Below are 5,715 nucleotides of genomic sequence, written 5' to 3' on the forward strand. Positions count from 1 at the left end.
ATACTGAAACGCGATGCACTGAGAAACACAAACAAATTTTCGCCCCAAAAAACACACACCACAACGGGCGCGTCGCAGAAAGGGGGGGGGGGGTGGCCCCCCCCCCCCCCCCCCCCCCCCCCCCGCCATCCGCCAAGACAGGAGGAAAAGGCAAATGAACGGTAAGGGACGACGCGTCCGCACGGCCATCGTCGCGTTGGTACTGGCGGCGATCGTCTACGATTGCTTCTACGTGATCAACGAAACCCAGCAGGGCGTGCTGACGAATTTCGGCAATATATCGCCTCCGGTAAAGCAGCCCGGACTGCACTTCAAGTGGCCCCGGCCGGTCTCCCGGGTATATAAAGTGGACAGGCGGCTTCAAACGCTCACCGACGTGTCCCACGAACTGATCACGGAAGACCAGAAGAACATACTGATCAGCGGATATCTGCTCTGGCGCATCGTCGACCCTATCCTGTACGTGGAAGCCATAAGAACGGGCGAAAACGCGACCGAGCACCTGCGGGACCTTTACCTGTCGGGCAGTGGGATCGTCATCAGCAACAAGGCCCGGGACGCGTTCATCAGCCTGGGACTGGAACACGAAGACCTGCACGAAGCCTCGCGAGACATCCTGGACAGCGTCGCGCCGGTCGCCAGAGCCAACTACGGCATCGAAGTACTGAAAGCGGGGATCATCGAATACACGCTGCCCGTGGAGAACCGCCCGGCGGTGATCCAGCGCATGATCTCGGAACGCGCCCGCATCGCCGCGCGATACCGCAGCGAGGGCGAGGAGATGGCCATACGCATCGAGGCGCTGGCGATAAACGAACATGAGAAGCTCATGGCGGAGGCGCACGCGGAAGCCACGGCGATTCTCGGCACGGCGGAGGCGGAAGCGATGGCCTTGCTGGGCAGCGCTTATCGGAGGGACCCGGCGTTTTACCGGTTCATCCGGGCATTAGACAGCTACGACCTGATCATCGACAAGAATACGACACTCATGCTGCCCGCCGACAACGAACTGTTCCGGTACCTGGACAGCCGGACGGTTCCCCGATAGCGCGAGAGCGGAAACTCATGACCGACGATACCAGATCCTTGCCGCAAAGCACCCGCGTAATCTACGCCCTCTTCGATTCTGCACGGAGTTTCGGCTGGGGCCGTCTCTTCTGGAGCGTGATCGCCCTTTCCGTCGTCGCCGTGCTGGCCAGCGGATTCTATGTCGTCAAGAAAGAAGAGCAGGGCGTCCTGCTGCAATTCGGCAAAGTGGTGGACGCCGATATCGGACCGGGCCTGCACTACTGCGTTCCCATCGTCCATAAAATCCACATACGCAAAGTGAAACGAATCGTCCGCGTCCCCATCGAAAGCGAAGACGTTTCGGGCGATACGCACGTGACGTTGCTTTCCGGGGATACGAACCTGGTCGAGGTTGATGTCGCGGTTCAGTACACCATTGACAATCTGCGCAACTATCTCTTCGTGGTGACGGATCCTTCAACGGTCATGACCATGTGGGTCCGGGAGGAGATGGTCAACGTCGTGGGGCGGAATTTTATCGACCTGATCCTCACGTCCAACCGGAGTATCATCGAGCGCCAACTCCACGATTACCTCCTCGATCAACTCGAATCGGTCGATATCGGCATCGAACTCGTCGATCTCAACATCGTTGATATACGGCCCATAGAAGAGACGGTAGCCGCGTTCCGGGACGTAAACGACGCCATATCCGAGCGTATGCAATCCATCAGCAACGCCAACCTGCGGCGGGAGAAACTGATCGCCCGGACGAAGGGGCAGGCGGATGCGGTCATCATGGATGCAAGGGCCACGGCCAGAGCGCGCGTTCTGCAGGCCGAAAGCAGCGCCGGCGCATTCTCGAAACTGCTGGACGAATACCGGAAGCATCCGGCCCAGGTGGGCATTACCCGTTACTGGCAGCGTATGCGCACCATCTTCGCCGAGGCGAATCTCGCGGCGGTCAATCCCGGCAACGACGCGAATATCGAAGTCAACCTGATAGACGGTGGCACGGGGTTGGCGCCGGTAGACCTGGCTTTCGATTCTCCGGAAGCCCTGGCCGCGACCGGTCCCGATTCCCTGGACAGGCCGATCCTTTCCACCATTCCGCCAGCGATACACCGGTATGAGAATATAAACCGGGATGGATTCCTGATCGAAGGTCGATTTCATAGCCGGAACACCGAGCGGGATCATCTCCCGGTCGCCCGGCCCAGATCGCTCATTTTCGACACGCCGTCCATTTTCACGCATGGACATGTGTCGACCAGCAGCACGGATGTGGCAGGCCAGGCCAGCGAGAAGGCCATGGTGGAAAACATTCACGACGAAGAAAGCGGTGAAGAAGAATCAAAAAAGGGCACTGAAGGGAGCCAAAGTGATCCCAAGCAATAATCCGCGCGGCCTCGCCTGGGTGGCGGCTGCGATCGTCGCCACGTTGCTCGTTCAGCCCCTGCCGGTCCGGGCGGAGACGGGTATAACCTCCGACGCCATCGTGTTTGGCCAGAGCGCGTGCTTCACGGGTCCCAACAGGAACCTGGGACTGTATTACCGGGCGGGAATCCTCGCCGCCTTCGAGGAACGGAACCGCGCGGGCGGGATCAATGGAAGAGTCCTGCGCCTGCTGTCCCTGGATGACGGCTATGAACCGGAACAGGCCGCGGCGAACGCAGAGCGGTTCGCTGTCGAAAACGATGTGTTCGCGGTAATTGGCGGTGTGGGAACACCGACGGCCAAGCGGATTGCCCCCGTACTCCGTACCGCCAGGATTCCCTTTGTCGGCCCCTTCACCGGCGCCGACTTCCTCCGCAATTTCAGCCGGTTTCCCAACGTCATCAACCTGCGGGCCGGATACCTGGACGAAGTCGTGACCATGGTCGATTACATCGTAGATGATCTCGGCAAGAAACGGTTCGGCGTCATATACCAGGACGACACCTTCGGCCGCTCGGTACTGAGAAACTGCCAGGCGGCCCTCGATGCCCATGATCTGCCAATACTCGCCAAGACCGCCCATTCCCGCAACACCCACGCGGTCCACGCCGGCCTGTTCATGATAGCGAAGGCAGACCTCGACGCCATCCTGATCGTTGGGTCCTACGCGGCGAACTCGGAAATCATCAACCTGTCCCATTCCCTGGGTCACGATTATATCGTCGCGAACCTTTCCTTCGTTCTTTCCCAGGAACTGAAGAAACTGCTCGAAAACCGGTCGGAAAAGATCCTGGTGACCGAGGTGATTCCCGATCCGAACAGCAATGCCAGCCGGGTTGCCCGGCGGTTTCGAAACGCGCTGCGACCGGAGTACGGACAGGTTGAAACGGTGGCGACCCTGGTGAACGAGGTGGCCTTTGAAGGCTATATCCTGGGACGATTCGTCATCGACGTTGTGGAACGTATGGGCGGTGTGCTGACGCGGGAGCAGTTCATGTCCACCGCACTGTCCCCCGAGAAAGTCATGATCGACGACTGGAGCCTGGAATTCGCGCCGGGTACGAATTCGGGATCCAAGTACATCCGCCTGACGAATCTGGGTGAATGATAACCTTCAAGCGAGGTACGACCATTGAAGAAGGTAGATGAATTTACCGTCGAGGAAGTCGGCGAGGAGTGGTTGCGCGAGCTTTACAAGGTCGTCGCGCTTCGGCGCGGCACCATGTTCAGGATGATCACCGAATCAGCACGCCTCCTCTTGTTCGGTAACGCGGGCGGCGCCGCGCTGATCATCGGCTTCATGAGCGCGGCGACGGGAGATCAGGGTTCCACCTACCACTGGGTCAGCCTGTTTTCGTTGCTTGCCTTCGCCACCGGCACCCTTGCCTCGGCGTTGACGATGATCCTCGTGGCCGTGGTCTCGGTGAAGGAGGCCCACGGCGCCGAGAACGGTCTGAAGCGTTTCGTCGACGGGGAGATCAACCGGTCCCAGGTCATGTTTACCATCGAAGAACAGACCTTCCGCCTCGCGGATTCCGCCACTGTATCCGGGATTGTCAGCGCGCTGGGATTCATGCTGGGCGGGTTGATCACGATCGCCCTGCTCATGATTTTCTTCTGAGTTCATTCCTGCTTCGCAACTGCAGACTCCTAAGGCTGCCTCCTGACCCGGGATGGACGGTTCGGGTCGGGGGAGGAATCACCCCGTGGAAAACGGTACCATGCTGCTTCTTCTGGGATATTCCGTCGCGATCTTCGCCGTGTCCCTGCTGGGCGGGAAGCTCTCGGCCATCGTCACCCTGACCCACACGCGCACGCAACTGGTCATGAGTCTCGTGGCGGGATTCCTGCTGGGCGTCGCCATGTACCATCTCCTGCTGCACAGCCTGGAAGATATTCCCGGTCCCTATGCCGGTGAAATCGCCGTGGGATGCGCGGTACTCGGCGTCATCATGATCATCGTGCTGCTAAGGATCTTCCGGTTTCATCAGCACGACTTCAGCCATGAAGCAATGGCCCTGGAGGATCATCATGACCACGCCCACCCGCATGATCGCCATGGCGCCATGGACATCAATCCCAGAAGCGTGTTCGGCGTCGCCACGGGTCTCGGCCTGCATACCATAACCGAGGGTATCGCCCTCGGAGCCAGCGTGCGCATCGGCCTGTTGCACGACGGGGGAGCGATTCTGGCGGGACTGGGCGTGTTCCTGGCGATCATGCTGCACAAACCCCTGGACGCCTATTCCATCATCGGACTGATGCGGGTCTCCGGCTACGGGAGCCGGGCCTGCACGCTGACCAACGTCGGTTTCGCCCTGTTGTGTCCGCTCGTAACCGTGTTGACCTTTCTGGGCGTCGGCCTGCTGAGTCAGCTCAACGAGCTGCATATCGTGGGGTATGTCATGGCCTTCGCCGCCGGCGTTTTTCTGTGCATCTCCCTGAGCGACCTGCTGCCCGAGATCCAGTTTCACAGCCACGACCGCGGAATCCTCGCCCTGGCCTTCCTCATCGGGATCGGCCTCGCCTATGCCCTGTTCTATTTCGAATCAGACACCATGCACGGGCTGGAGACCCTCGATTCCCATTAGCATCCGCTACGCGTACGTGTAGGAACGTCCCGCAAAGCCAGTTGTTGATCGAGAGGAAAAACGGAAGGCTACGCGGTTTCCTGCGGGGCTTCGGCAGGTTCGAGTGGAAGCCTGATCGCCATCTCGGTGTATTCGCCTGGTTCCGAATTCACCTCGATAGCTCCTCCGTGCTCGCGAACGATATCATTGGAGAGCGCCAGGCCCAGCCCGGTGCCCTGGTCGGTAGGCTTGGTTGTGAAGAAGGGATTGAAGATCTTCTCGCGCACATCGGGCGGTATCCCCTTGCCGTTGTCCCTTATGCGGACGACGATCTGATCTTCCTCGCGCCGGGTGGACAGCCAGATAGCGGGTACGTAACCTTCATCCGTATCCGAATCTTCCCTTTTCTCGTTGGTCGCGTGACAGGCGTTGTTCACCATATTCAGGAATACCCGGGCCATTTCCTGCGAAACGATCTCGATCTGCCCCAATTCCGGATCGAAGTCCTCGTTGATTTCGAGCTGGAAATCCGCGTTGGACGCCCGCGCGCTGTGGTAGGCCAGGCGGGCGTGTTCCTCCAGCAGGGCGTTTACGTCCGTGGACTGCTTCTCACCCGATCCACGGCCCATCTGCAGCATGTCCCGGACAATGCGGTTGGCCCGTTCCCCATGTTCTCGGATCCTGCGCAGGTTATCCGTGA

6 protein-coding genes are annotated in these 5,715 nt (G+C 59.7%); 5 read left to right on the forward strand and 1 reads right to left on the reverse strand.

Annotated features, from left to right (window positions below; translation table 11 throughout):
• Positions 1-154 precede the first annotated feature (154 nt).
• The 5 genes from OXG98_04890 (at position 155) to OXG98_04910 (ending at position 5,036) form a co-directional block, all read left to right on the forward strand.
• Complete coding sequence (locus OXG98_04890) at positions 155-1,048, forward strand: protease modulator HflC (GenBank protein ID MCY3771340.1); 894 nt, start codon at positions 155-157, stop codon at positions 1,046-1,048.
• Between the two features lie 17 nt (positions 1,049-1,065).
• On the forward strand, positions 1,066-2,406 hold the full coding sequence (locus tag OXG98_04895; protein MCY3771341.1) for a protease modulator HflK: 1,341 nt from the start codon (positions 1,066-1,068) through the stop codon (positions 2,404-2,406).
• Positions 2,390-3,553, forward strand: a complete 1,164-nt coding sequence (locus tag OXG98_04900; GenBank protein ID MCY3771342.1) for an ABC transporter substrate-binding protein — start codon at positions 2,390-2,392, stop codon at positions 3,551-3,553. The genes OXG98_04895 and OXG98_04900 overlap by 17 nt, the downstream gene beginning before the upstream one ends.
• Before the next feature lie 24 nt (positions 3,554-3,577).
• Entirely contained in the window at positions 3,578-4,066 is a 489-nt protein-coding gene (locus OXG98_04905) for a hypothetical protein (GenBank protein MCY3771343.1), read from the forward strand.
• Positions 4,067-4,151: 85 nt separating this feature from the next.
• Positions 4,152-5,036 carry a ZIP family metal transporter gene (locus tag OXG98_04910; protein ID MCY3771344.1) on the forward strand — a complete coding sequence of 295 codons (885 nt, stop codon included), beginning with the start codon at positions 4,152-4,154 and terminating at the stop codon, positions 5,034-5,036.
• A gap of 68 nt (positions 5,037-5,104) precedes the next feature.
• Here the strand turns inward: OXG98_04910 and OXG98_04915 are convergent.
• Positions 5,105-5,715: ATP-binding protein (locus OXG98_04915; GenBank protein ID MCY3771345.1), on the reverse strand; the 611-nt coding region annotated here is incomplete at its 5' end.

This window comes from Gemmatimonadota bacterium, assembly GCA_026706345.1.
Lineage (GTDB): Bacteria > JAAXHH01 > JAAXHH01 > JAAXHH01 > JAAXHH01 > JAAXHH01.